Here is a 25,089-nt window from a genome sequence, read left to right on the forward strand (position 1 = left end):
ATTCTCTAAAACCGCCATGATCGCTTTTAAAGTGGCCAATACATCACAGCTGTTAATAAAAAGTAAATTGTTACCGTAGAGAGTACCTTGATTCTAAGTAAATCAACAACTTAATGCATACGTATTCAGACTATCTAGGATCGCCGGCTTGGTTAACTAGCGGTAATGGTTTGACACTGTTAAGTATGTCTCTTAACCAATCTGGCACTGGTTCTTTTTGGTAGTGAGTAGTGTCCACCATGACATAAGTAATGGCACAATTAGCAATGATCTTTTTAGAGTTGGCATCACTGATAGTGACGTCAAAACCATAGGATGTGTTACCTACTTTTTTGGTGACAACATTTAGGGCTAACACATCATCAAATCGTGCAGAAGACAGCCAATCAATATGCAAACTTACCACCTGATTATCTAGTCCTTTATCAATCAAGGTTTGAAAGCCACCCACTGCTTCTCTGAAATATTCTGTCATGGCGACGTCTACATAATCTGCATACCGTGCATTAAATACCACTTGTTGTGCATCACATTCGCCGTATCGAACCCTTAAAAGGAGAGTGAAAGTAGGGTTAGCCTTTGAAGAATTGTCGAGCATAGTGAGCCTTAATGTAGTCTTTGATGTTTTTCTATTTCTGAAGAGGTTTCGACTTGCCATTGTTCTTCATAATCCATTTCAGCGTCAGTATCCTCCCCTTCCCATTCATAGCGTTGCACTTCAGGTTTGGGATCACTATCTCGCCAAATTAACGCTGATATAACCCCAGCTAAGGCGCCAAAAAAATGGTACTCAAAAGAAATCCCTTCTTCCCTAGGGAAAATTGTCATTGTCATGCCACCGTAAAGTAAAAACGCAATCATCATAATAGCCACCGAACTTTTATCACGGCGAAAGATACTGGCGACAAACAAAAAGAAAAACAAACCGTGGGTTAAGCCGCTTGCACCTATATGGGAAGCTTGACGAGCAAATAACCACACCCCTACCCCTGACAATATCCACACTAAACTGAATACTTTCCACCATGATTTTGGATAACCATAATACAAAACACTCGAAAGAATGAGAATTGCAAAGGTATTATTAAAAATATGTTCTAGGGAGCCATGAATTAAAGGTGCGGTGAATATCCCAATTAAGCCAATCCCATCCAAAGGGACTAAGCCCAATCCAGATAGATTTAATCCGAATAATATTTGCGCTGATTTAATACACCACAAAATGCTAATAAAACATAGGGAATAAAAAATACTTTGTTTAAGTCTACTATTTGTTTTCATGTATTTGGATATTGGGCAAAACATTTCGTTTTAAAGTCTTGTTAAATTGAATTGTTCAGTTAATGTTCATACACTTTTTATTATTTTGGCACCTCATACGCCACAGCATACGCTTGTCGTTGCATAAGGATTGATTCATGAAATTCGTTAAATTAACTTATTTGTTGGCTTCATTAGGCTACTCAGCCATGTCCTATTCTGGTTCATGTGGCAAACTCATTGCTAATCCATTTGTTACTCAAGGTGACTTTGCAGTGAGTTTAGAAAAGCATAATGGTAAACGTTTGAATATTCCTAAGATGGAGGGTTTACCTTCTGGACCAGTCGAATCTAGTGGTTTTGCGTTACTGCAACTCACTCCCGGTTTGCATGAATTCAAAGGCTTTGCCATTTGCACCAGCGGATATTGCGAAAGGTCATCACGCATTGGCGGAGGGGATGCTGATGGTGTTAAATTTGCAATCAAAGTTGAAGCAGGAAAAAGCTACAAAATCGCAGCAAGACCAGCCGAAAAAAGAAGTATGCTGCCAGGTAAACGATTTGATGTATTTGTAATGACAGAGCAAAAGACTGAATGTGAAGGCGCGGTACTCGAGGCAATTTCCAATGAAGATAGCATTAGCCAAGCTGTACTAATTTCAATTTAAAACAAACCACTAGTTTAAATAAAGAACATTTTCCTTAAGAAAATGTTCTTTATTTATTTTCAGATACCCGCTGACAAATGATACTGGCAACCTTTGATACATTAGCCAAGGTTAAACTCGAATTTCTCGATAAAAATAAACATCAACCGAGCAAACTAACATTTATGCACCACTATGCAATTTACTTAGACTGAACTTTACTAATTAAGCCAGTTTTGTTGCTGTTACCTTAGTCAATTCACTACTCGGAATACCTACTATTAATTTGGTTTGACAAGACATCACTATTTCGAGTTAAATAGCTGATTTTAATTATAAAAAGAATAACAATAAAATACAGAAAATTACTAGGCCAAGTGAAGTAGGATTGACTAAAACACAAATTTTTGGGGGCTAAAAGTATTAAATTGGATAATCATGCTGCTCTAAACTTTGACAAAAACAATTTGTTTATTGGTTATCTTACAATGGCTTTTTGTTGTTTGTTTTTCACTCAATTGGTTTTTGCAGAACAATACCAATTAGAACTGGCTGTAGATTTAAGTGGCTATAACGACCTCAGCGAGGAGGCTATTTGGTTGGCGCCATTAACTAGTCCTGAAAGTGATGATGTTTTTTTTGTTGCTAAAAACAATGGGCTTATTTATTTGGTCAGTAACAAGGAATCAAATACACAGAGTCCTATTTTAAATATGCCCCAGCAATTAAATAACGCCACTTTTATCTCTCTTACTGCAATCAGCCTGCACCCCAGTTTTACATTGCCTGAAGAAACAGGCTATGCCACCTTTTATACTGCACATACCACTGAATTCACTCACCAAAATAACATTAATCGATTAACGCCAATTGAGTCCAATGTTAATTTTGCTTTTGAAACGGTCATTACAGAATGGCGTTATAATTTTGAGACAAAAAAGATTGATCCACTGTCTCAAAGAGAAGTGATACGAATCCCTATCCAACACATTGAACATGCAATCCAACAACTGGCATTTGATCCCTATCTCAAGCCCTGGAATGTCGATTTTGGTCAGCTATATTTCTCTTTAGGCTTCTCAGATGAACTAAAAGAGCATTCCTTATATTCTGGGGTGATTTTACGTATTTACCCTCAGATATTTGGTGCCCGTAACTATACAGTTTCAGAGCGCAATCCTTTTGTAAAAACGCCCGAAATAAATGACGAAATAGCAATAATGGATGGGCAAAATATTAAACATTTTTTTTGGGCTAAATATAGTCACAATACAATATTCATACAACATAACAACGAGATCCAATACTGGTTAAGCAAAGCAAAGGTGGGGGCAAAGCTAGACTCATTACCACTGACTGACTTACTTAAGCAACAAGCTAACAAAATGCCATCACTGTTGCTTTATCAAGGTCGTAATTTCCATGGTCTTAGAAATAAAATAGTGTATTTCACACAACTTGGAGAGCAATTAAATCTAACCTCCCATATCTTGGAATCAACAGATAATGAGTTACCAATAAATGAAAAGATCATAACAACAGACAACCTTTCTTCGCGTTCTGACTTAAGTATTCATGAAGATAATCACCACGAAATCATTATTTTTGACCGCCCCAAAAACAAGTTGTATTCACTTCAATCCACTAATAGCAATGCAATAAGTGACAATCAGTCTCCAACAACAGATGCGCCCAATGAATCTATACATTATGTTTTGTATTCGGCTTTAATGGTCATTTTATTGTTCGTAATATTTTTCATTAAGAAGCGCAAAACTGGCGTGCGCTCTCTGGCATCAAATGAGTTAATTAACGACTATGTACGATTCGAGTATGTGTTAACAAAAGACGCGATATTATTATTTAGGATGCACAGTAAAAAACCTCATAAAACCCTTCAGCTTTCGGATATTACTCGTTGCGAAGTTTTGTTGAATAATAACGTCATTTGCAGCATCGATTACGAGCCAGCGAATGTCATTAGCAATCAAATTGAAGCACAGATAAGGAGCCTTTTCACAACTGAGGAAAACGAGATAATCCTTGAAGAGCAAACTCGCCAAATCCAGATCATACTGTTCGATAGAAATGATAGCTATCCTATCTGTCTGTACCTTAGGCATGGTAACAGCAGAGTGACAGGAGAAAAGTATTATAGAGTGGTAGATATGGTGATAGACCTTTGTTGGGTCATTTCAAAACAGCTTAATCCCCAAGAAACCGAAACACGGATAGCCCCTATTGTTACTATTACAAGACCTAATTTACTGGTGACATCGGCAGAAAACACTAAAGAAAAATCAGATTCAGCGACCGATGAAAACCAAGCCAATACTACACATCAAAACACTATGCCTGATGCTCCGCAGTCGTCTGGGCCACTACCCCCTCCATCCGATTTGGTTAATGCCCTTGATAAGTTAGTGAACTTACACAAACAAGGATATTTAAGCGATGAAGAATTCAACTTAGCTAAATCCAATTTATTAAGATAGCTTAGTGTCGCACTGTGCAATTTCTGATGCAGTAACCCTAAAAATTGCAGCTAAAGAGTCTACCTCAGATTAAAAGCTTTAAGGTCATCTTGGCTATCAATATCTAACGCAGCTTCAGGCATCTGCATACTTACGACCTCAGTCACATGTTGCCGAAGAATATGTCTAGCACCCTGATCGCCTTTTAATTGGCGTAACTGAGAAAAATATTGTCTAGGGAATATAACAGGGGCACCTAGTCGCCCTGCATATTTTGACGCAACAATATTTTTTGGAAATTGACTCGATTGCGCTAATATTCCCTTTATCATTTGCTGATTTATCATGACTTGATCAGCTAATCCTATTAAAACATGAGTGGTATTAGGAGCCAGATATTGCATACTTTCTGCCAAGGTATGACCCATGCCATTTTCCCATGTTTCGATCACATGTTTATTGACATTTATTGGCAGCAAGTCTTTTATTAACGCAGCGTTCGCACCTAAAGCTATATGGCCATCAGCTAAACCTTCGAGCCAACTATCACCTAGTCGATATTGTATTAAGCAGTGGCAAACCATTGGTTTTCCTTGGATCTTGGTTAACTGTTTTATGCCACCAAAACGTTTGCTTTGCCCAGCAGCCAACAATAACAACTCGGTTTTCACTTATTTAATACACCACTAATAGACAATGCATCGGTGTTTTCTAACACCGCATGGGCTTCAGACAACATCGACAAGGCAATAGATTCAGGCAATTCTCCACCTAATCGTAAACCTACTGGATTGGCCAAAGGTTTAGTTAGCTCTTTTCTAGATAGTTTTGCTATGTCCAACACTCTATCAGTTCGATGAGTGGGTCCCAGCAAACCCACATATTTAGCACTACTGCCTTGTACTAAACTTAAGGCTGCGGCATCAAGTTTTATATTGTGTGTTAATACCAATGCCACATCTATTTGACTTACCCAAGCAGCGCTGTGTAATTCATCAAATGCACTGCGAATGATTTGACTGGCTTTGGGAAAAAATTCTGCTTTTGCGTAACCAACACGAGGATCCACAAGTAACACTTGCCACCCTAATTCTGCAGCGATAGACACCACAGGTTTGGCGTCTACGCCAGCACCGAAAACGGCGATTAAGGGGGCAGGACTAAGCAATTGCACAAAAGTAGTATTAGCCCCCTCTTTCAGCGTACTTTTGGTTTCCTTTGGTATTGGGTCAACTACAGGAAAAACGCGATTCAGTGGTACTCCCTCATCAATATTTTGATGATATTCCGCCTGTAGTCGTTGTGCTAAATAACTATTAAGCTCATCGAGTTTCAGGTATTCATTGTTACTATGTACAGGTTGCAACAAAATTCTCACCATGCCGCCGCAACCTATGCCTAGTTGCCACGCAAGATCTTCTTCTTCACGCATATCGTATTCAATAATACGATTTTGTTTATTGTCCCAACAGCGCCTCGCCTGTCGCATAATGTCTGACTCTAAACATCCACCACTTAATAATCCAAAATATTGGCCCATGTCATTGATTAACATCATGGCTCCAGCCTTTCGATAAGAAGAACCGTCAGTTTCAATAATAGTGGCCAACACCCACAAATGAACATCTCGATTTTCGGACCAATGGCTGAGTAACTGACTTATCCTATTAGCCATCTGCTTATTTCACCATTTCTTTTACAAAAGCAACTTTAGGCTTTCGTATATCAATTACCAGGGTTTCAGAAATTTTGTCCTGTATGGCTTGGCGATTAGGATCCCAAAAAACCTGCAAAAACCCTGTTAAGCCGGTGGCGAGTCCAGCGGCATACCCACCGTAACGGCCAAAACTTTCCCATAAATTTAATGGCTGATTATCGAGTTTGATAACCTTCATTCCTAATAACTTTTTACCTGGTGTTTGTCCCTTCCACCAAGCAGTAAATATACTAAAATAAAACGCAGCCCAGCCCAGTCCTAATCCTAGTTCCTCAACCCAATTCACTAACTTGCTAATTAAACCTGTGGATTCAGCCGTTGTTTTATCTTTATCTGTTTTTTGCTCTCCTACAGGCAAAGCTACTGACGCCTCTGCCTCTTGTATTTGGCTATTTGTTGATGCTTGTTTTGTTACAACAAATTGTTGCAAATGACTAGTTAGCTGAGTTTGTTGTTGAGCGCTCAAACTATCAGAAACTGCTTCCAAATATCCTTCTAGTATTCCATCTATGGTCTCTTTTTCTAATCCTGTATTACTCATGTCTTGCATCAGATCTTCACCCAACCTTTGTAAACAGTCATAGGCCGGAGCACAGTCTCCTTGGGCAATTTGCTGTTTTACATCCTTAGTGTCTATCAAGTATTTCGCAGTTAACGCTATCAGTTCTATACCTTCTACCGCATTTTCGCTGCTAACACTCTCTTTAACCTGTTGCTCTGCGTTTTTGTTATCCATCCAATCAATGATCCCCATGGCCACAAAAAATAACAACAAGGCGACCATCATCCTCAATACTATTCTTAACACATTAAAGCGTTTTTTGGTTTCTAATCGGTTGCCCGCTTTGAAAAAGGTCCAAGCAGCAATGGTAGCGAGTATTAAACTACTAACTTGGGTTAATAAACTCACAAAAATCAAGTCTATCAAGATACCAAAACCCCGGCGAAATGGACCCGCAAGGGGTGTACCTAACAACTCATCAGCTACAAAAAAAGCATAGGGAGTGACGATTTGTCGGGTTTCTTTGGGCGTTAATTGTGGGTTTTCAACGGCAGAGTCTGGTGATTCAGACTCTGCAACATCAGTTAACTGCTGAGCACTTTGCTTTTCCATAACCGGGTATTTTATCCACTTCTTTTGGTTAGACTTTTAATCCCCTCTCCTATTCCATCTAACGTGAGGGGATACATTCTTTCAGTCATCAATTCTTTCATTATGCTTATTGACGCATAATATTTCCAGTATTGACTTAGCTGCGGGTTTAGCCATATTGCATGTTCAAAATGATTAAGTAAACGTTGCATCCAAACAGAACCCGCTTCTTCGTTCCAATGTTCTACACTACCGCCTGGATAGGTTATTTCATAGGGCCCCATAGTGGCATCACCTACAAAAATTAATTTATAGTCAGCACCATACTTGTGAATGATATTGGCAATTGGTATGACTTCTCGATCGCGTCTTTTATTATCTTTCCATACACCTTCGTATACACAATTATGAAAATAAAAATACTCAAGATATTTAAACTCAGTATGCACAGCTGAGAACAACTCCTCACACTCTTTAATATGTGCATCCATCGAACCACCCACATCAAAAAACATCAGTACTTTTACAGCATTGTGTCGCTCTTGCACCATATGAATATCGAGCAACCCAGCATTCTTTGCGGTAGAACCTATAGTGGTAGGTATATCAAGTTCTTCAGTTGCCCCGGTTCGAGCAAATTTTCGGAGTTTTCGCAGGGCTACTTTAATATTACGAGTACCAAGCTCAACATCCCCCGCTAAGTTTTTAAACTCTCGTTTATCCCACACTTTAGCAGCAGAAAAGTTTCTATTGCCTTGCTGACCAATACGTACGCCTTCTGGATTGTAACCATTGGCACCAAAAGGCGATGTCCCCCCAGTCCCGATCCATTTATTGCCTCCTTGATGACGTTTCTCTTGTTCAGCCAAACGTTCTTTCAAGGTTTTCATTAGCTCTTCTAGACCCCCCAAAGCTTTAATCTGTGCTTTTTCTTCTTCGCTAAAATGCCGTTCTAAGGCATTTTTTAGCCATTCTTCTGGAATGTCTTTGCCGAATAAATCAATACTTTGCACACCCTCAAAATAATCGGCAAATGCTCTGTCAAATTTATCGAATTGACTCTCATCTTTGACCATTGTCAGCTTGGACAAAATATAAAAATCGTCAACGCTCGCAAATATCACACCTTTTTCAAGTGCATTGAGCAAATCTAGAAGCTCTCTTAGGCTGACTGAGAGGTGATATTCTCTAAGTTTAAAAAAGAAATCGACTAACATTAACGGCGCGCCATAAAGACCAATTTTTCGAACAAATGAATATCTTGTTCATTTTTCAATAAAGCACCATACAGCGGTGGAATACTTTGTTTCCCATCCTTATTCTGTAATGCTTCAGCTGGAATATCTTCTGCAACAAGTAACTTTAACCAATCTAATAATTCTGAAGTAGAAGGTTTTTTACGCAGACCTGGCACGTCACGTAAGTCAAAGAATGATTGTAATGCCTGATTAAGCAACACTTTTTTTATTTCTGGGAAATGTACATCGACAATTTGACGCATTTCATCGGCATCAGGGAACTGAATATAATGGAAGAAACAGCGTCTTAAAAAAGCATCCGGCAATTCTTTTTCATTATTCGAAGTAATGATAACAATTGGACGTTGTTTTGCTTTTACTAGCTGTTGTGTCTCGTAAACAAAAAACTCCATTTTATCCAGTTCCAACAGTAGGTCGTTTGGAAACTCAATATCCGCTTTGTCTATTTCGTCAATCAATAATATGCTGCGTTTTTCAGCATCAAATGCCTGCCATAATTTGCCTTTGACTATATAGTTGCCGATATCATGGACTTTTTCATCCCCTAACTGCGAGTCTCGTAAGCGCGAAACCGCATCATATTCGTATAAGCCTTGTTGGGCTTTAGTCGTAGACTTGATATGCCACTGGATCAGATTCGCATCTAAACTTTTTGCCAACTCTTCGGCCAACATAGTTTTACCTGTACCTGGCTCACCCTTTATCAGTAAAGGTTTTTCTAAGGTGATAGCTGCATTAACAGCAAGTTGTAGCTCACGACTAGCAATGTATTTTTCTGTTCCATTAAACGCCATTTAAAACCTCAAAACTAATTAACAAATGATTAACCATAAGATATAGCGAAAAAGCACTTTAAATAAAGCCATCTCCCCTTACCTATAGGTATGAATGTCATTATGATAAAACAGTTTTATAGGCTATATGTATCAATAATATTTATAGGGCCCGTTGTGGTTTCGTATATATACAAAACACAGCGCCAAAGTATGACTAATTGACGGTGAACTAATCAGGGTTACACTGTAAAAAATAGAAATAATAAGCAAGGAAATAACTATGCAAGTATACGACGATAATTCACTCGCCATTGGCAAAACACCTTTGGTTAAACTAAATCGTGTGACAGGCGGCAACGTTTACGCAAAAATTGAATCTCGCAACCCTAGTTTTAGTGTTAAATGCCGCATCGGTGCAAATATGATTTGGGATGCAGAGAAAAAAGGCTTACTTAAACCCGGTAATGAAATAGTTGAGGCCACCAGTGGAAATACTGGAATAGCACTAGCCTTTGTTGCTGCATCTAGAGGGTATAAAATTACTTTAACTATGCCTAGCTCTATGAGTTTAGAGCGTCGTAAATTACTTAAAGCCATGGGTGCAAACTTAGTTTTGACTGAAGCGCCAAAAGGTATGAAAGGCGCTATTGCAGCCGCTAATGAAATTGTAGCCTCTGATCCTTCAAAATATATACCTATGCACCAATTCGAAAATCCAGCAAATCCAGAAATTCATGAAAAAACCACTGGCCCTGAGATTTGGAATGATACAGATGGAAAAATTGATATTTTTGTTGCTGGTGTAGGTACAGGTGGCACCATTACTGGCGTTAGCCGCTACATCAAAAATACTCAAGGTAAAGCCATTACCACAGTAGCTGTAGAGCCTACTGACTCCCCAGTTATTTCTCAAGCCAAAGCGGGTATTGAACTCACTCCAGGTCCACACAAAATACAAGGTATAGGTGCGGGCTTTATTCCTGGTAACTTAGACCTAGATATTGTTGACGCTGTTGAGCAAGTCAGTAACGAAGAATGTATGGCGATGACACATAGACTAATGAAAGAAGAAGGTATTTTAGCCGGTATTTCTTCAGGTGCGGCAGTGGTTGCTGCAAAACGTTGGGCAGAAAAACCAGAAAATGCAAACAAAAACATAGTGGTTATTTTAGCCAGTGCTTCAGAACGTTATTTAAGTAGTCCTTTGTTTGCTGGTGAATTTTCTGACTCAGAAAACATCCAGTAGCCATATGGTTTTTTGGTTAAGTTACTAATACTTACAATAACTTTGATTTAAATGGGAGGCTTATGCCTCCCTTTTCTTTAGATGCAACAATAAACAAGATAAGATTAGCATCAAAGTCGTAGGAAAAATCAAAGCAAGGAATCTAAGATGCTAAAAAATATCAGTTTTATTTTAATATTTGCAGTGCTATTCAGTGCATGTGATAAACCGTCACCTAAACCCGGTGGAGGTAAATTTGGTATGTTAGACAGTGGTAACCCGGAATTTGCTGCCATTGAGTTTTTTGATCACATTTATCATAGTAAAGGAATTGAGGGCGCAATTAGTTTAAGCACGCCTAAAATGGAACGCTTGTTACGTTCCTATCACACCAACAAGGGTGTGCAAAAACACGTATTAAATATGCGATTTGATAAAGTGACCATTCAACCTAGATCACGCAGTGCCGGCAGAAATGAATTTGCCAAAGAAGCCGAAATATCACTGTTTTTCGAAGGTGAATTAGAAGGCAATGTATTAAAAGACATGCGCGTTGTAGAACTCATAAAAGTGGGAAATGAGTGGAAGGTTGATGTAGTCAGTTTACAATAATGCTGCTAAAACCCTACAGCTACACCTTCTCGCCTAGGATCGGCGCCGCCAATTAGCCCTCCCTTGTTTAATTGAATACCGTGTAGGCCACTGTTTAAATCAATCACCTGAACTTTGTGGCCCATCTTTTCGAGTATCGGCTTTAATTCTTCAATCACAGTGCCCTTTTCAAGTGCGGTATAATCGTTTCTGTTTGTTACTTTAGGTAAATTGATCGCTTCTTGAATATCAAGGTCCCAATCTAATACACCCATTAATGTTTGCGCCACGTAACTCACAATACGACTACCACCAGGGGAACCCAACACTAGTGTAAGCTGCCCCTCCTCATCGAAGACCATAGTAGGACTCATTGCACTACGAGGGCGTTTATTAGGTTCAACTCTATTCAAAACAGGTTTGTTGCCTCGATACGGATTAAAAGAAAAATCCGTTAACTGATTATTTAGTAAAAACCCTTCAACCATCACACCTGAACCAAAAGCAAATTCAATGCTTGTGGTCATTGAAACAGCATTCCCCTCTTTATCAACAATACTAAAATGACTAGTATTGGGCTGTTCAAAGGTATTACCTTTTGAGAAGTTCATAATGGGAAATGGTTTACCCGCTAACACTTTTCCCATATCTTTTTCATTATTAATTTTTCTGGCACGTTCAGACAAATAACGTGTACTGAGTAAGGCACTTAAAGGCAGCTGGCTAAAATCACTATCAGCTATGTACATTTCCCTATCGGCATAGGCCAGTCTAGACGCTTGCGTAAATAAGTGCACTGCGGGTGCTGAGCCTAACGGGTATTGGCTAATATTATAAGGCTCAAGAGTGCGTAGAATTTGTAAGACATTGACGCCACCTGAGCTTGGTGGTGCCATGCCACAAACTTGATAGCTACGATAACGCCCACAGACGGGAGAGCGTTTTATCGCTTGATATTCGGCTATATCTTGTGCCGTTATCAAACCAGGATTAATGGTAGAAAATTGCGCAGCCCTTGCAATATTAGTCGCAATACTGCCCTTATAGAAACTATCGACACCTTTTTGCGCTATGGTGGTTAACGTTTTCGCTAAGGCGGCATTTTTTTTAGTACTGCCTTCTTCCAGCGCTTTACCTTTAGGATAAAAATAAACCGAGGAAGTTCTAAACTGATTGAGTCCTGGATGGATTTTCCGCTCCAATAATGAAGCAAGACGATGTGAAACGATAAAGCCATTGTTGGATAATGCAATACTATCAGCAAACAATTCAGACCAGGCTAAATTTCCAAATTCTTGATGCGCCATATCTAAGGCTTTTAACACCCCTGGTACACCTACTGATTGTCCTCCTACTACTGCATCAATCCATTTAATAGGTTTACCATCTTCCATAAATAAATCTATTCTTGCTTGTGATGGCGCTGTTTCGCGTCCATCAAAAGTGTGGAGTTTTTTAGCTTTATTGTCCCAATATAGAATAAAACCTCCACCGCCAATGCCTGATGATTGAGGCTCTACTAGGGTGAGCATTGCTTGTACAGCAATTGCGGCATCAATTGCACTTCCGCCCTTAACTAATACGTTTTTACCGGCCCATGAAGCATAGGGATTGGCTGCTACCACCATGAATTCTTTGGAATGAAAGGCACTTTTTTGTTGCAGACCTGTTGCCGCTTCGGGCTCTCTATCTTCGCGCTTTTGTTTACCCTGGATGGATACACTTAATATAACGGTCAAACAAAATACACAGCAGGATTTTAATAAACGCACAGATTTTCCAAACAAAAATGAATAGCCGCGCACACTAACGATGCAAGACAGTATTTGCAAATAGTAATCTTTATTAGCCAATAATATTTTTGTCTAACAACACGATAAATCAAAAAACTGTAGCTAACTTATCTAGTAAAAATTAGTTACCATAGCGATATTCCCACTCCATAAAAATACTATTTTGAATTTACCTATTCAGTCAAAATACAGTCTCGCGCCACTATTTATCGCCCTCATTAGTATCATTTTGTTCTTAACAGAGCCCATGAGCAGTAATTGGTTAGCTTATGACAGACAACAATTAATTGATTTGCAGTGGTGGCGACTTATAAGCGGACATTTTCTGCACACCAACGGCATTCATTTACTATTGAACTTAGCAGGTTTAACTTTATTGTGGGCATTGCATGGTCACTACTACCCAACTTTGCAGTATCTATTTCTATTTTTTATGCTGTGTGTAGGGACGTCAGGTGGCTTGTATTTGTTTGCACCACAGATGTATTGGTATGTGGGACTGTCAGGAGTACTACATGGCCTATTTTTAATAGGAGCTTATTTTGATATACAAAATAAACTCAAAAGTGGGTGGATAATGTTAGTTGGTGTGTGGCTTAAAGTGCTACATGAACAAATTTACGGAGCCAGTGAAAATGTTGCTGAGTTGATTTCAGCCAATGTCGCAATTGACGCACATCTATTCGGTACAGTAACAGGCAGTTTAATCCTGTTATATTGCTGGTATCGCAATATTAAAAGAAAATAATTTAGCCAAGATAAGTTGATAACAGGCTAAACCAAGTAGCCTAATCGAAAGACACCACATTGATTCGATTTGCTGTGAATCAATGTGGTATTCAAAGTTTACAAGTAAGTTTCGAACAACTTGTAAATCCTTCTGTATTCATCTAGCCAAGAGCTAGGTTGCACAAAACCGTGCGATTCCACTGGATAAATGGCTGTTTCAAAATTTTGTTTCTCTAACTCAATTAATCGCTGAACCAATCTCACCACATCCACAAAAAACACATTACTGTCTACCATAGGCGCGTTTATCAACAACGGCTTTTGCAATCCTTCAGCAAAATAAATTGGTGAGCTCCTTTCGTAGGCAATTGGATCAATATCTGGCGTATTTAATATGTTTGAGGTGTAACCGTGATTGTAGTGTGCCCAGTCACTTACTGGTCGCAATGCAGCACCGGCTTGAAATAAATCAGGCGAATTAAATAATGCCATAAAAGTCATAAAACCGCCGTATGAACCACCATAGGTACCGACCCTTTGTGGATCCACATCAAGATTATTAACTAGCCAGTCTACTCCGTCTTGAAGATCTTGAATTTCTGGCGTGCCCATTTGTCGATAAATCGCGGTACGCCAATCTCTGCCATATCCAGCCGAGGCGCGGTAATCCATATCAAGCACCACATATCCTTGTTGTACTAACAAATTATGGAACATAAATTCCCTAAAATATCCAGACCAACCTAAATGTGAGTTTTGTAAATACCCGGCACCGTGATTAAACACTACCGCCTTAAATTTTTGACCGGGCCGTTTATTTCTAGGTGAATAGACACGAGAATAGATCGGTTGATCTGTGTGGGAGGATTTAATTGGCACAATATCAGGAGCTAACCAATCCATCTCTAAAAATGCTTGGCTAGTGGTTTGTGTCAGTTGCTGCAACGGCGCTTTAGATACCGATTGAACATATAATTCCGGTGGTTGAACTAGGCTAGAATGGGTCAACAATAACGCCTGTTCATCTGGACTCAATTGATAATCAGTCATGCCATTAAGATTGGTCATTGCTTCTAGTGTGTTGTTATGTAAATCAACACGGTATATCTCGTAAATACCAGGGTGTTTTTTATTTCCCTTAAAATACATAAATCGGTCGTCCGAGGTTAGTGTCAATGCATCAACCTCATAATTCCCGTAAGTGATAGCCCTTGCTGGTGCGTCCAAAGGTTTAATATAAAGGTGTGAATAACCCGTTTCTTCAGATAAATAATACAAATCAGTAGTATTGCGTAACCAACCAAAACTATTGAATTTATAATTAACCCAAGCATCATCATGTAAACGATGTTGAGAAACTAAAGTAGCCTCTTTCATGTTGACGGTAGTAAGCCATCGGTCTTTGTTGTCCCAAGCTTCGAGCATAATAGCTACATTTTCACCATTGTTATGCCATTGAATAGCGCTTTGTGACCAATACCAGTCATCCATAAGGCTTATATCTCTCGGTAACCGATTAACTGTATAGGTTTCTCCTTTAGCTTCAGCATTTTCACGCTTTACCCCTTCCAATACGTCTTCGTTGTACCCAGGTAAACTGCTGTAGCTCAGTTTGCGTTTTGATCTGTTCTCTAAATTAACTAACCAAATACTCTGCTGACTGGGCGCTGCGTCGGCGACTCTTTGACGCACATCGTCTGCAGCGACTCTGCCATCTTCATTAATATAGTTTGGCATGATATCCGTATTATCACGCCCTCCAGAGCTTACTTGTTCGACTAACACTAACCATTTTCCATTTGGAGATAAGCTGACTTTTACGGTTTTGTTTCCCTCGGGAAAATAAAAGTCAGCTGGAGCAAGAGTGTTATTTTGCTCGGCGAGTGTCTGCTCCTTTTGATAACGTAATTTTTTTTGTTGGCGCTTTAATGCCACCACTTCAATTAATTGTTGTTGCTGCTCGGCAATATAGTCTTCTGGCGCTTCAACAGCAGTAGGCTCATCGGCAAACTGCCATGTTATGAGCTGTTCATATAATCCCTGTTCAGGGTGAATCGCATAAATTGCATTACCACTTTGGAAACTTAAACGACCATCAGTTAAGAACATCAAATTATTTGGCTGTCTATTGTCTTTAGTGAGTTGTTTTAATTTATTGTTGCTGAGATTTTTAACAAAGATATTACCTTCAAATACCCAGGCAGCTTGGTCTTTATTGTGGTTTAAAACCCGTTTTTTATAGGCGTGTAAATGTAACTTTGACAAGTCAATTTTAGTACCATTACCAGCTCCCTTTAAGGGCCTTTCCCATAAATCTGACTCAAGTGAGCCTTGTTGTTTTTGCTGGTAATAGACACTCTGGCTATTGTCTGACCAATAAGCAGAAGTAGGTTGTCGCCCCATCCAATCTGGATCAGCCATAATTTTTTCTAAGGTCAATAAATCTGACTGTTTACTAACCACATTAGACTGGCTAGCTTTAATAACTGTGGGTGTAACCTCCGCTATTTTAGCCGACAGAGGCTCTGAAGTTTGGGTTGCAGAACAGGCCATTAAAAAACAAGCGACACTCGTTAATATTAAGCCATTTTTATTCAGTTTTGACATGCAGTAAGCCTTTGACAATTTAGTAAGAAATCTCGGGGCTATTAAAGCGTATTTATAGGTCCCTTGGCAAAATAAAAGCATGGAAAAAATGATAGTTTTTAGGAAGTTAAGTTACGAATTATTTACATCACTGTAGAAGTTCTGATAACAGACTAGCCGTGATTGTGGTTAGCCCATGCAACAGATTGTTTTTTGAACACATCTAAACATAAACAAAAACGGCAACTAAAAAGTTGCCGTTTTTAAAGCTGTATAGTCAAAACAAACTCTTAGCTTAAATATCCACCATCCACTACCACAGTAGTACCAGTAGTATAACTAGACGCGTCTGAGACTAGATACAATACAGTACCGGCCATTTCATCAGGCTGAGCAGTTCTACCTAAGGGAATTTGCATTAAGGCCGTTTGAAGTATTTTGTCGTTACCTGTAAGTGCTGAAGCAAATTTTGTTTCGGTTAAACCGGGCAATAAGGCATTCACTCTTATGTTTAAACCACCGCATTCTTTTGCAAACGCTTTGGTCATACTGATAACAGCAGCCTTAGTAATAGAATAAATACCTTGGCCCATACCCGGTGATATACCGTTGACAGAAGCTGTATTTAAAATAACCCCACCGCCTTGCTTTTTCATCATTTTACCCGCTGCAGTGGACATGAAGAAATACCCACGAATATTGACATCAACGGTTTTGTCATAGGCAGCTAAATCAGTGTCTAAAATATGCCCAAAATATGGATTTGCCGCGGCATTATTTACCAGTATGTCCAAACGTCCATATTGCTTATCGATTTGTTCGAAGACGTTGTCAATTTGGGCCATTTCACCTACATGACAGGCCATAGCCACTGCGTCGCCCCCCTCGTCTCTAATGCTTTGTGCAACGGCTTCACAACCATCAATCTTACGACTAGACACTATCACTTTAGCGCCATAGGCAGCCAATAAACGTGCAATAGACTCACCAATACCACGGCTTGCGCCTGTCACTAAGGCGACTCTACCGCTTAAATCAAAAATATCTTTCTTCATACATCACTCTCTCTGTGAACTTACTTCAAATTAGTAAAGGTTATTCGGCTTCTACTTTTAGTACCAATTTACCCATATTTTCGCCGTTAAATAACATCAATAAGGTTTCTGGAAAATGCTCAATGCCTTTCACAACATGTTCTTTAGCCACTAACTTACCAGCAGCTATCCATCCGGCCATTTCGGCAGCCGCTTTAGAATAGTTAGCGACATTATCAAACACCACTATTCCTTCCATTCTGGCCCTATTGACCAGTAAACTCAGGTAATTTGATGGCCCCTTTACCGCGGTAGTATTATTGTATTGACTGATTGCACCGCAAATCACAATGCGTGCTTTCATGCGTATTTGAGTTAACACATCATCAAGAATGTCACCGCCTACATTGTCAAAATACACATCCACACCTTTAGGACAAGCTGCTCTAAGAGCCTTTTTCAGATCTTCACTTTTGTAATCTATAGCCTCATCGAAACCTAACTCATCGACTAAGTATTTACACTTGTCAGCGCCGCCAGCAATACCCACCACTCGGCAGCCTTTAATTTTAGCGATTTGCCCCACTACTGAGCCAACGGCTCCAGCGGCTCCGGATACCACCACTGTTTCACCGGCTTTTGGCAAGCCCGTATCTAGCAGTCCAAAATATGCGGTCATGCCCGGCATACCAAGTACACCTAAGTAACGTTCCAATGGTGCAAGGCTTGGATCAATTTTGTGTAGTCCTTCGGTCCCCACAACCGCGTATTTCTGTACTCCACAATGTCCATAAACATAGTCACCTTCAGAAAACTGACTACTGGTTGACTTAAGTATTTTACCTACTGTACCGGCACGCATTACCGCGCCAATTTGCACAGGTTCAATGTAGGATTTGCCGTCATTCATCCAGCCACGCATAGCAGGATCTAAGGAAATATACTCTACCTGTACCAATACTTGATCTTCAGATAATTCAGGGACCTCGGTTTCAACATAGTCCCAGTTTTGCCTAGTGGGTGTACCAACAGGTCGTGCCGCTAATAAAAACTGTTTATTTTTCATTTTGTTTCCGTCTTTAACTATTTTATACATTGTTAGAATTGAATTGATTAGAACCAGTCCGCTTGCATTTCGCTGCAGCTGTCGTCCATATCCTTCAATAAAGCAAAATCTCTTTGGATCTCAGGCAACTCCCAACGAACAAAATATTTTGCAGCTTGCACCTTGCCTAAATAAAACGCCTCATCGTCATCAGGTAATCCAGAGGCTTGCAAGGCGATTTCTGCCACGTTGGCTTGGCGTATCCACATCCAGCTCATAACTATTTGACCAAATATATTCATAAAACAAGTGGCATTAGCCAATAAAGTGGCTTGTTTATCAGATTGTAAATGTTGAGCAAGCATAGGTATCAAAGATTGCATTTGCTCTAAATAAGGTAACAAAGACGCAATTAGTTGTTGGCTTTGCTCGCCTTTTATTGATGCAAAATCACTTTCCATCCTTTGTTGCAATAACTTAAGTCCAGCACCCTTGGCTTGCCATAGTTTTCGCGTTAATAAATCTAACGCTTGAATACCATTGGTACCTTCGTGGATCGGGTTAAGTCTGTTATCACGCCAGCATTGTTCAACAGGGTACTCACGGGTATAACCCGCACCACCTAACACTTGAATCGCTAAATCGTTTGCCTTAGGGCCATATTCTGAAGGCCATGCTTTCACTATAGGTGTCAACAAATCCAATAACTCACTGGCATGTTTTCTTTCGTCGTCTGTAGAAAGTGTATGGGCGTCATCCACTAAACGAGCGGCATAAAAGCAAAGCGCCATGGCGCCTTCAACATAAGATTTTTGCGCTAACAACATTCGTTTTACATCGCCATGTTGTATAATGGTGGCGGGTTTATCTGTGGGTTTATTATTAGGGGCAACGCGCCCTTGAGTCCGCTCTTTGGCATATGCTAAGGAATATTGGTAACCACTGTAACCCACCATAGCGGCGCCAAAACCTACTCCTAGTCGTGCTTCGTTCATCATCAAGAACATGTAACCTAAACCTTGATGTTCTTCACCAATCAAATAACCGTGGCAATCTTGGTTTTCACCAAAACTCAATGCTGTTGACGTGGTACCTCGATATCCCATTTTATGGATCAGGCCAGCCAAAGCCACATCATTGCGCTCCGCTGGATTTCCAGAGTCATCAAGACGATATTTAGGCACTACAAAGAGTGAAATACCTTTAACCCCTGCAGGGGCGCCTTTAATTTTCGCCAATACCAAATGCACAATATTGTCAGATAATTCATGATCACCACCAGAGATGTAGATTTTATTACCTTTAAGACGATAATTTCCATCTTCATGTTTAATGGCAGTGGTGTGTATATCAGCCAAAGATGAACCCGCATGAGGTTCAGTCAATGCCATAGTGCCGGTAAATTTACCGCTTAACATTTTTGGCATAAACGCTTCTTTTAACTGCGCAGAGGCAAAATTACGGATCACATTTGCAGCCGCCATAGTCAAAAATGGATAACCAGTACTTGAGGGATTAGCGGCCATAAAATATCCAGCACAAGCCGTCATTATCGTTTCTGGAAGCTGCATCCCACCTTCGTCAAAATCAAATCGCCCTGCTAACAGGCCAGATTCAACGTAGGCATCAAAGGCTTCCTGAACTTCAGGGATCATATGGACTTTTTTACCATCAAAGGTCGGCTCATTGGCATCGCCTTTGGCATTGTGGGTAGCAAATTTTTCGGTGGCGATTTTATTGGCAATTTCCAAAACCGCATCAAATGTTTCACGGTTGTGTTCAACGAATCTTTCTCTACCGCAAAGTCCTTCAGTATCCAATAGTTCGTATAATTGAAACGCCATTTCTTTGCGTTTAACTAGTTCATTGCTCATATTTTCTGACCTATGGAAGTGATTACAGATAAAACTGTAGTTGACTAAAATGATGGCCTTAGATTGACAAAAATATCACTTCACCATAACTGTCATATATGACATATTAATGGTCATTTACGACAGTTATAACGAGATATTATTTATGTCTAATCACTGCGGTTATTTGTCATGTTTAAAGTAACCATTCTTGGCTTTGATCAGGCTTACGCAAGTGCTATTACAGGTGCCCTCGACTTATTTGCATTAGCAGGAGTAACCTGGCAACGCTTGCAAGGTCAGAAACCCTCGCCCTTTTTTGAGGTGCAAATTGCGTCTCTTAAAAAGCGTCCTGTTCGCTGTATCAATCAACTTATCATTAATAGCCATATTGCAATTGAAGATGTGGAACATACAGACTTATTGTTAATACCTACAATTGGAGGTGAATTGATTAACGTGATTAAAAATAATCGACCATTATTGACTCATATTAAAAAACACTTCGCGAATCAATCTGATATTGCCAGCAATTGTAGTGGTGCATTTTTATTAGCTGAAGCCGGTATTTTAGATGGAAAAGAAGCCACTACACATTGGGGCTACGCCAGTTTATTTAAATCTCGCTATCCACAAGTCAATTTACGGGCTGAGAAAATGATCACTTCTGCTGAAAACATCTATTGCTCTGGCGGCGGTATGGCGTGGTTTGATTTAGCTCTGTTATTAATTGAGCGCTATTGTGGTCATGATGTGGCAACAACAACGGCTAAGGCTCACGTCATAGATATTTATCGAGGTGAGCAAGTCGCATATGCCAATATTCTCACCAAAAAATATCACCAAGATCCCGATATTTTGATAGTCCAAGAATGGCTAGAGGCAAACTACAAAGAACGAATTTCGGTGGCTGACCTACCCACACTGGTAAATCTCACGTTAAGAACTTTTAATCGAAGGTTTAAAAAAGCCACCGAACAAAACCCCTTAGAATATTTACAAACCTTAAGAATTGAGGCGACTAAAAAGCAGCTTGAAACCACTCACGATAGTGTAGAGCGTATTATTTCCCAAGTGGGTTATGACGATTTAAGTTCATTTACTCGACTCTTTAAAAAACACACAGGCCTATCTCCTAGCCAATATGCAAAAAAGTTTAAGCGTTAAAATATAAGCCCAAACTAAAAAGTTGCACGTTTTTTGCTCTAAAGTGGATGCAGATGTTGCTGATTGACATAATTTGCCAGTAAAATACCGTTATCCTATTCATTCGAGTGATATTGACGTATAAAAATACTCTATATCAATACTTTAAATGAATTGTTTTGCCTTTTGAGGTCAAACCATTGATTGCATCAAAAAGAGACATTACTGCACATTTTTTGAACATAAGGGTTGCCATTTAACTAAACCTAACAACAATCGTTTAATTTACACAACAGATACACAGGAGAAATACCATGGCTTTTAAAAAGCAATATTTGAAATCTAAAGATGTATGCAAGGTGACATTCAAGTTGTCGAAAGAACAAGCCCATGCAGCAAAATCTGTGCATTTAGTGGGAGATTTTAACGAGTGGGATCTATCATCAACTCCTATGAAAAAACTCAAGAATGGTGATTTTACAACCACTGTTAACTTGGCTAAAGATTCACAATATCAATTTAGATATTTATTGGATGAGAAAGAATGGGAGAATGATTGGGAGGCAGATGCATATGTCCCTTCATCTGTCGCTTTTGCTGATAATTCTGTTGTACAAGTTTAAGTTATTAACAGAAGGTGATGTCACAGTCTGATATCACCTTCTTAATCTTTTTTATCTGCTCTCCCTCAAAATATTTCAAGCGCAAAAGACTTATATTTCAAAGCAAAAGAATTTGAACCACGGAGACACAAAGAGCACAGAGGAAAAGCGGCTGAAAAGAGGGTTATTGCTAGATAAAGGAGCTAAAACTAACTGGAAATTTTGCTAGTGTTTTGGCTGAAATCCAGTGAATAAAAGTCCCACAGACTTGGCTTGTTAGAAACCATCTCCTTTTTCACGTAAAGAATCCAATAGATAGCAGTTTCCACCTAAATAAGATGATATGCGTATAGTATTCCCATCGTTAAATTGCAAAACATACCAGAAACAAAGGATATTAAACTTTACCGATTTAAGGTCTCTCCAATTATTGGCTTTTGAACCTGTCCATGGTGTTGAGAAATTAATTGAAGACTCATCATAACTTCCCTTTACAAAAAATCCCTCTCCTATCGTACAGATTGAAAAAATGCCAAAACCTATCATTAATCCAATGAGTGCAGTAGCTTCCCCTAGTTTATTTACTTTATAGCCATCTGTTAAATAAACCCAAAGAGGGACCAAACAGCATATCAAACAAACTATCCCCAATCCTTTTATAAATAGCCCGTATTTTAACTGTCCTTTCTCAACAGAGTGGTTAGCAGATTTAATTGCATACGTAATGAGGCCAACAGTTATAGCCGAAGTGATTATTCCTTGCCAATTAAAATCCATGAAATCTCCAAATGATTCCCTAACAATTTGTTAGTGTGACCTTGCAAGCAACATTAACCAGTATTGTTGAAAGTCTAGAATCAGTGACTCAACGATATTTGTCTTATCGGCAAAGCCGCATCTAGGATTGCTTTTCTCTGTGTACTCTGTGCCCTCTGTGGTGAAAAGCATTAATCTTTAGTTCTCCAGCTTATAAGCCGCGCTTACAGTTACGTTTCTTTAAATTTATACCCAACACCGTAAACAGCAGAAATTGGGTTTACCCCAGCTTCAATCTCATTTATTTTTTTGCGTATATTTTTGATATGAGTATCAATATTACGATCTGACATATCTAAGGATTGGTTATAGATATTGTTAATAATATCTTCGCGAGTAAACACACGTCCAACATGACTTATAAACAGCAGAAATATTTTAAATTCCACAGCCGTAAAACCAATATTAATTCCCTTGAATAAAGCAACATAATCTTCTTTATAAAGCTTGAAACCAGACTGAAGAATAACATCAGTTTTAGGCTGCTCTATTCTTCTTAACACGGCCTGTATTCTTGCGATAACTTCTTTGGGGCTAAAGGGTTTGCATATATAGTCATCGGCCCCGAGGTTTAAACCGAGTAAGCGATCTACTTCTTCGCTTTTAGCGGTTACCATAATAATAGGCACATTCGAGAACATTCTTATTTCTCTACAGAGAGTAATGCCATCCACTTCTGGCAACATTAAATCTAGCAGTATTAAATCAACATGTTCTTGCTTTACAAAGTTAACCACCCCCTTGCCATTATTAAAATATTCGGTGACATACCCTTGCTGATTGCAATAAGCGATCAGTACTTCAGCAATGTTTTCTTCGTCTTCAACTATGAGTATTTTGGGTGTTGTCATTTTTATTAACCTAACATAGGAAGGGTTATTTTTACTTCTAAGCCACCTAAGGGTGAATTTTGTAATGAAATATCGCCACCATGGGCTGCTACTATTTTTTTACATAGGGATAACCCCAGACCTGATCCTCCATAATTTCTATTACGTGATTTTTCTACACGATAAAAACGTTCAAATAATTGCCCTAGGTCTTTGGGTAACACTCCTGGTGCAGAATCCTCAATAATTAACACTAGTTTAGTGTCCACTTTATTTATTTTGATGTTTACCTGACCGCCTGCATGGGTATATCTACAGGTATTTTCGAATAAATTAGCCAATAACTGCTGTAGCCTATCTTTATCGCCGTTTATTATGCAAGGCTGAGCACTATTTAACCCGTCACTATTAACACTTAAATTGTGCTCTTGAAAGCGAGCAGTGTAGTTTTCAATTGTTTGTTGTAGTACCTCGATTACGTCAACAGCAACTTCTGTGTAAGTTAGATTAGCGGTGTCGTTGTTAGCTAATTGAGCTAGGTCATCAACAATGTGATTTAAATTATCGACTTGATTAATCAATAAACTAATACGCTTAGCGTCAGCAATAAATACACCGTCTTGTACAGCTAATAAATGAGATCGTAAAACTGTTAGTGGTGTTCTTAATTCATGGGACGTGTCTGAAACCCATTGAAAACGCAATTGCTGATTTTGTTCAAGTGTACAAGCTAATTCATTGACGTTATTAGATAAGGTGCCCAACTCATCCTGAGTGAAGGGTAAGATCCTGCTTTCATAATTACCTTTGTTGAGCTCGTTCGTGGCGGCAACAATCTGTTTTATGGGTTTAGTTAAATGCCTAGATAAAACAATAGCCATAATAAAAGCCAGTAATATAATGCATAAAGTGATAGTAATATAGTTATCAAATTGAGCGGACAAAAAGGCATTTGCCGAGCTATTTACAACCAACCTTGAAGGTACTAAGCCTATCCAGCCAATAACATTATTATTTAATAAAATAGGCTCTATATGTGGATTTTCAATTACATTAGTACGACCAACCACAACATCCTTATTTTGGTCGTACAAGCTGATACGCCTACCTGTTTGCAATAAATCTGGAGGCAGGTTTGGCCATAATAATGAGGGTACTTTTTGCTCGCTAATATTTTCCCCAGCATAGTCCTTAGGGGTAATGTTGCTATTATTTTTCTGTATGGCGTTGGGTTCGCCTGGATCCTTTTTAGGATCAACAATAGAACGCCATAACTGAGTATTCTGGCTAATAGGCTGCCAACTACCCACTTCTGAATACAGCTGCACTAACTGTTGCTTAACTTCTACAAGATGTTTTTGTTCTTCCTGTTCAACAAAGTGATTAAACTCCGCTGCAAAATTCATGTATATAAAACCAAACATTAACCCAACTAAGATAATGTTAGTAATAAAAAAAGCTAAAAAGAATTTATGGATTAACTTCACTGGTTCCCTGATATTTAAGGTCATAATTTTATGCTTGAGTAGCAGTATTGCATACTGACTATATGCCTACAATTAAGGTAGTTACCTATATCCAGGAGCTTGTTGGTTACTGACCTTTCTTTTTAA

Annotated in this window: 22 protein-coding genes; 7 read left to right on the top strand and 15 right to left on the bottom strand. The window is 39.1% G+C overall.

The genetic code is table 11. The features are described from left to right. Positions 1 to 130 precede the first annotated feature (130 nt). Together AAC000_RS03695 and AAC000_RS03700 are read right to left on the bottom strand one after the other, a co-directional pair. Positions 131 to 598, bottom strand: coding sequence for a thioesterase family protein (locus tag AAC000_RS03695; RefSeq protein WP_339720203.1), 468 nt, complete (start codon positions 596 to 598; stop codon positions 131 to 133). 8 nt (positions 599 to 606) lie between these two features. Then, positions 607 to 1,281, bottom strand: a complete 675-nt coding sequence (locus AAC000_RS03700; RefSeq protein WP_339720205.1) for a rhomboid family intramembrane serine protease — start codon at positions 1,279 to 1,281, stop codon at positions 607 to 609. Between the two features lie 137 nt (positions 1,282 to 1,418). On the opposite strand from AAC000_RS03700, the gene AAC000_RS03705 reads away from it, so the two are divergent. Together AAC000_RS03705 and AAC000_RS03710 are read left to right on the top strand one after the other, a co-directional pair. Then, positions 1,419 to 1,928 carry a hypothetical protein gene (locus AAC000_RS03705; protein ID WP_339720207.1) on the top strand — a complete coding sequence of 170 codons (510 nt, stop codon included), beginning with the start codon at positions 1,419 to 1,421 and terminating at the stop codon, positions 1,926 to 1,928. A gap of 407 nt (positions 1,929 to 2,335) precedes the next feature. Then, positions 2,336 to 4,402, top strand: coding sequence for a hypothetical protein (locus tag AAC000_RS03710; protein ID WP_339720208.1), 2,067 nt, complete (start codon positions 2,336 to 2,338; stop codon positions 4,400 to 4,402). A 59-nt stretch (positions 4,403 to 4,461) separates the two neighbouring features. Here the strand turns inward: AAC000_RS03710 and AAC000_RS03715 are convergent, their stop codons facing one another. From AAC000_RS03715 to AAC000_RS03735, 5 genes are read right to left on the bottom strand one after another with little or no spacing between them, the layout of a single operon-like run. Next, the gene (locus tag AAC000_RS03715) at positions 4,462 to 5,052 is read right to left on the bottom strand and encodes a nucleotidyltransferase family protein (RefSeq protein WP_339720210.1); all 591 of its coding nucleotides are present in this window, start codon (positions 5,050 to 5,052) and stop codon (positions 4,462 to 4,464) included. Further along, complete coding sequence (locus AAC000_RS03720; protein ID WP_339720211.1) at positions 5,049 to 6,056, bottom strand: XdhC family protein; 1,008 nt, start codon at positions 6,054 to 6,056, stop codon at positions 5,049 to 5,051. Before AAC000_RS03720 ends, AAC000_RS03715 begins: the two co-directional genes overlap by 4 nt. Before the next feature lie 4 nt (positions 6,057 to 6,060). Next, positions 6,061 to 7,212: an RDD family protein gene (locus AAC000_RS03725; protein ID WP_339720212.1), complete on the bottom strand. Its 1,152-nt coding sequence runs from the start codon at positions 7,210 to 7,212 to the stop codon at positions 6,061 to 6,063. An 11-nt stretch (positions 7,213 to 7,223) separates the two neighbouring features. After that, a complete protein-coding gene (locus AAC000_RS03730) occupies positions 7,224 to 8,408 on the bottom strand; it encodes a hypothetical protein (RefSeq protein ID WP_339720213.1) in 1,185 nt (394 codons plus the stop codon). Next, complete coding sequence (locus AAC000_RS03735; RefSeq protein ID WP_339720214.1) at positions 8,408 to 9,244, bottom strand: MoxR family ATPase; 837 nt, start codon at positions 9,242 to 9,244, stop codon at positions 8,408 to 8,410. Before AAC000_RS03735 ends, AAC000_RS03730 begins: the two co-directional genes overlap by 1 nt. 262 nt (positions 9,245 to 9,506) lie before the next feature. Between AAC000_RS03735 and cysK the strand changes: the two genes are divergently transcribed. Together cysK and AAC000_RS03745 are read left to right on the top strand one after the other, a co-directional pair. Beyond that, positions 9,507 to 10,472: a cysteine synthase A gene (cysK, locus tag AAC000_RS03740; protein WP_339720216.1), complete on the top strand. Its 966-nt coding sequence runs from the start codon at positions 9,507 to 9,509 to the stop codon at positions 10,470 to 10,472. A gap of 147 nt (positions 10,473 to 10,619) precedes the next feature. Beyond that, a complete protein-coding gene (locus tag AAC000_RS03745; protein ID WP_339720217.1) occupies positions 10,620 to 11,063 on the top strand; it encodes a hypothetical protein in 444 nt (147 codons plus the stop codon). Positions 11,064 to 11,068: 5 nt separating this feature from the next. On the opposite strand, the gene ggt is transcribed toward AAC000_RS03745, so the two are convergent. Beyond that, entirely contained in the window at positions 11,069 to 12,781 is a 1,713-nt protein-coding gene (ggt, locus tag AAC000_RS03750) for a gamma-glutamyltransferase (protein WP_339720380.1), read from the bottom strand. 214 nt (positions 12,782 to 12,995) lie between these two features. Here ggt and rrtA point away from each other — a divergent pair, with 214 nt between their 5' ends. Next, complete coding sequence (rrtA, locus tag AAC000_RS03755) at positions 12,996 to 13,583, top strand: rhombosortase (protein WP_339720382.1); 588 nt, start codon at positions 12,996 to 12,998, stop codon at positions 13,581 to 13,583. A gap of 98 nt (positions 13,584 to 13,681) precedes the next feature. On the opposite strand, the gene AAC000_RS03760 is transcribed toward rrtA, so the two are convergent. From AAC000_RS03760 to AAC000_RS03775, 4 genes are all read right to left on the bottom strand, one after another. Beyond that, the gene (locus AAC000_RS03760) at positions 13,682 to 16,171 is read right to left on the bottom strand and encodes a prolyl oligopeptidase family serine peptidase (RefSeq protein ID WP_339720219.1); all 2,490 of its coding nucleotides are present in this window, start codon (positions 16,169 to 16,171) and stop codon (positions 13,682 to 13,684) included. Positions 16,172 to 16,440: 269 nt separating this feature from the next. Further along, positions 16,441 to 17,205, bottom strand: a complete 765-nt coding sequence (locus AAC000_RS03765) for an SDR family oxidoreductase (protein ID WP_339720220.1) — start codon at positions 17,203 to 17,205, stop codon at positions 16,441 to 16,443. A gap of 40 nt (positions 17,206 to 17,245) precedes the next feature. Next, positions 17,246 to 18,250: an NADP-dependent oxidoreductase gene (locus AAC000_RS03770; RefSeq protein WP_339720221.1), complete on the bottom strand. Its 1,005-nt coding sequence runs from the start codon at positions 18,248 to 18,250 to the stop codon at positions 17,246 to 17,248. Positions 18,251 to 18,297: 47 nt separating this feature from the next. After that, the gene (locus AAC000_RS03775) at positions 18,298 to 20,103 is read right to left on the bottom strand and encodes an acyl-CoA dehydrogenase (protein ID WP_339720222.1); all 1,806 of its coding nucleotides are present in this window, start codon (positions 20,101 to 20,103) and stop codon (positions 18,298 to 18,300) included. Between the two features lie 171 nt (positions 20,104 to 20,274). Here AAC000_RS03775 and AAC000_RS03780 point away from each other — a divergent pair, with 171 nt between their 5' ends. Further along, the gene (locus AAC000_RS03780) at positions 20,275 to 21,249 is read left to right on the top strand and encodes a helix-turn-helix domain-containing protein (RefSeq protein WP_339720224.1); all 975 of its coding nucleotides are present in this window, start codon (positions 20,275 to 20,277) and stop codon (positions 21,247 to 21,249) included. Between the two features lie 293 nt (positions 21,250 to 21,542). After that, positions 21,543 to 21,851 (top strand): isoamylase early set domain-containing protein, encoded by a 309-nt coding sequence (locus AAC000_RS03785; protein ID WP_339720226.1) that lies wholly within the window; start codon positions 21,543 to 21,545, stop codon positions 21,849 to 21,851. A 255-nt stretch (positions 21,852 to 22,106) separates the two neighbouring features. Here the strand turns inward: AAC000_RS03785 and AAC000_RS03790 are convergent, their stop codons facing one another. The 3 genes from AAC000_RS03790 to AAC000_RS03800 all read right to left on the bottom strand — a co-directional run bounded on the left by AAC000_RS03790 (position 22,107) and on the right by AAC000_RS03800 (position 24,882). Continuing rightward, the gene (locus tag AAC000_RS03790) at positions 22,107 to 22,607 is read right to left on the bottom strand and encodes a hypothetical protein (RefSeq protein ID WP_339720228.1); all 501 of its coding nucleotides are present in this window, start codon (positions 22,605 to 22,607) and stop codon (positions 22,107 to 22,109) included. 209 nt (positions 22,608 to 22,816) lie between these two features. Then, positions 22,817 to 23,497: a response regulator gene (locus AAC000_RS03795; protein WP_339720230.1), complete on the bottom strand. Its 681-nt coding sequence runs from the start codon at positions 23,495 to 23,497 to the stop codon at positions 22,817 to 22,819. Positions 23,498 to 23,502: 5 nt separating this feature from the next. Next, positions 23,503 to 24,882, bottom strand: a complete 1,380-nt coding sequence (locus tag AAC000_RS03800) for an ATP-binding protein (RefSeq protein ID WP_339720231.1) — start codon at positions 24,880 to 24,882, stop codon at positions 23,503 to 23,505. Between the last annotated feature and the right edge of the window lie 207 nt (positions 24,883 to 25,089).

Origin of the sequence: uncultured Paraglaciecola sp. (genome assembly GCF_963977085.1) — a bacterium.
In the GTDB taxonomy this organism is placed as follows: Bacteria; Pseudomonadota; Gammaproteobacteria; order Enterobacterales; family Alteromonadaceae; genus Paraglaciecola.

Excerpts from the sequence above, each read along its gene's own strand:
- AAC000_RS03745 (WP_339720217.1), top strand. The coding sequence starts at position 10,620 with ATGCTAAAAAATATCAGTTTTATTTTAATATTTGCAGTGCTATTCAGT.
- AAC000_RS03695 (WP_339720203.1), bottom strand. The coding sequence starts at position 598 with ATGCTCGACAATTCTTCAAAGGCTAACCCTACTTTCACTCTCCTTTTA.
- AAC000_RS03725 (WP_339720212.1), bottom strand. The coding sequence starts at position 7,212 with ATGGAAAAGCAAAGTGCTCAGCAGTTAACTGATGTTGCAGAGTCTGAA.
- AAC000_RS03700 (WP_339720205.1), bottom strand. The coding sequence starts at position 1,281 with ATGAAAACAAATAGTAGACTTAAACAAAGTATTTTTTATTCCCTATGT.
- AAC000_RS03705 (WP_339720207.1), top strand. The coding sequence starts at position 1,419 with ATGAAATTCGTTAAATTAACTTATTTGTTGGCTTCATTAGGCTACTCA.
- AAC000_RS03795 (WP_339720230.1), bottom strand. The coding sequence starts at position 23,497 with ATGACAACACCCAAAATACTCATAGTTGAAGACGAAGAAAACATTGCT.
- AAC000_RS03730 (WP_339720213.1), bottom strand. The coding sequence starts at position 8,408 with ATGTTAGTCGATTTCTTTTTTAAACTTAGAGAATATCACCTCTCAGTC.
- AAC000_RS03765 (WP_339720220.1), bottom strand. The coding sequence starts at position 17,205 with ATGAAGAAAGATATTTTTGATTTAAGCGGTAGAGTCGCCTTAGTGACA.
- AAC000_RS03720 (WP_339720211.1), bottom strand. The coding sequence starts at position 6,056 with ATGGCTAATAGGATAAGTCAGTTACTCAGCCATTGGTCCGAAAATCGA.
- cysK (WP_339720216.1), top strand. The coding sequence starts at position 9,507 with ATGCAAGTATACGACGATAATTCACTCGCCATTGGCAAAACACCTTTG.
- AAC000_RS03780 (WP_339720224.1), top strand. The coding sequence starts at position 20,275 with ATGTTTAAAGTAACCATTCTTGGCTTTGATCAGGCTTACGCAAGTGCT.
- AAC000_RS03775 (WP_339720222.1), bottom strand. The coding sequence starts at position 20,103 with ATGAGCAATGAACTAGTTAAACGCAAAGAAATGGCGTTTCAATTATAC.
- AAC000_RS03735 (WP_339720214.1), bottom strand. The coding sequence starts at position 9,244 with ATGGCGTTTAATGGAACAGAAAAATACATTGCTAGTCGTGAGCTACAA.
- AAC000_RS03770 (WP_339720221.1), bottom strand. The coding sequence starts at position 18,250 with ATGAAAAATAAACAGTTTTTATTAGCGGCACGACCTGTTGGTACACCC.
- AAC000_RS03760 (WP_339720219.1), bottom strand. The coding sequence starts at position 16,171 with ATGTCAAAACTGAATAAAAATGGCTTAATATTAACGAGTGTCGCTTGT.
- AAC000_RS03785 (WP_339720226.1), top strand. The coding sequence starts at position 21,543 with ATGGCTTTTAAAAAGCAATATTTGAAATCTAAAGATGTATGCAAGGTG.
- AAC000_RS03790 (WP_339720228.1), bottom strand. The coding sequence starts at position 22,607 with ATGGATTTTAATTGGCAAGGAATAATCACTTCGGCTATAACTGTTGGC.
- AAC000_RS03800 (WP_339720231.1), bottom strand. The coding sequence starts at position 24,882 with ATGAATTTTGCAGCGGAGTTTAATCACTTTGTTGAACAGGAAGAACAA.